At 68.1% G+C, this 712-nt stretch carries 1 pseudogene; it reads left to right on the top strand.

The annotated features are described in order from the left end of the window. Positions 1 to 712: pseudogene (locus XalbCFBP2523_RS15835) on the top strand (hypothetical protein); the annotation flags it as partial.

The following is a 712-nucleotide window of genomic DNA, read 5'->3' as shown; positions in this document are numbered from 1 at the left end:
CCAGTGCGGTCGGCAGCAATGCCACGGCCGTCGGCGCCTCGGCCACGGCGATTGGCGGCATCGCCACGGTGTACGAATACGACGATCTAGGCGACCTCATCGGCAGTCATCAGCAAACCACGCAAGCCATGGGCATTAACGCCACGGCGGTCGGTGGCGCCGCGCAGGCGATGAGTCCGCTGTCGACCGCAGTCGGCGCAGGCACCTCGGCGAGCGGCGTGCAGAGCACCGCGCTGGGCTTTCAAGCGCAAACCTCCCAGGATGGTGGCACGGCGGTCGGTGGCCGTTCGCAGGTGTCCGCCTATCTGGGCACGGCCATCGGTTACAACACGCGTGCGGCGGGCGATTACGCCGCTGCGGTGGGTTTTGGCGCGCGGGCGACGGCGACCAGTACCGTGGCAATGGGCATGAATGCGTTGGCCAGCGGTATCGATAGCGTGGCGCTGGGCGGTGTGAGTACCGCCGGCGCCAGCGCCGGCAACGGCGTGGCGATCGCCGCCGCGACCGGCGTCGGTGGGGTTGCGTTGGGCGCGGGCGCTGAGAGTCAGGCCAACTATGCGATTGCGCTGGGTTACAACACCAATGTGTTTCCCAACCTGCCGGGCAACGTCGATTCGGTTGCGATCGGCCACAGCGCCGCATCGTTCGCGCCTTACAGCGTGTCGTTGGGGGGCTATGCCCTTGCCAGCGGCAACGGCAGCATGGCGCTGGG

Source organism: Xanthomonas albilineans (assembly GCF_002939705.1).
In the GTDB taxonomy this organism is placed as follows: Bacteria; Pseudomonadota; Gammaproteobacteria; order Xanthomonadales; family Xanthomonadaceae; genus Xanthomonas_A; species Xanthomonas_A albilineans.
The sequence above is the reverse complement of the archived record's forward strand: the minus strand, read 5'-3'. Positions and strand labels throughout refer to the sequence as shown.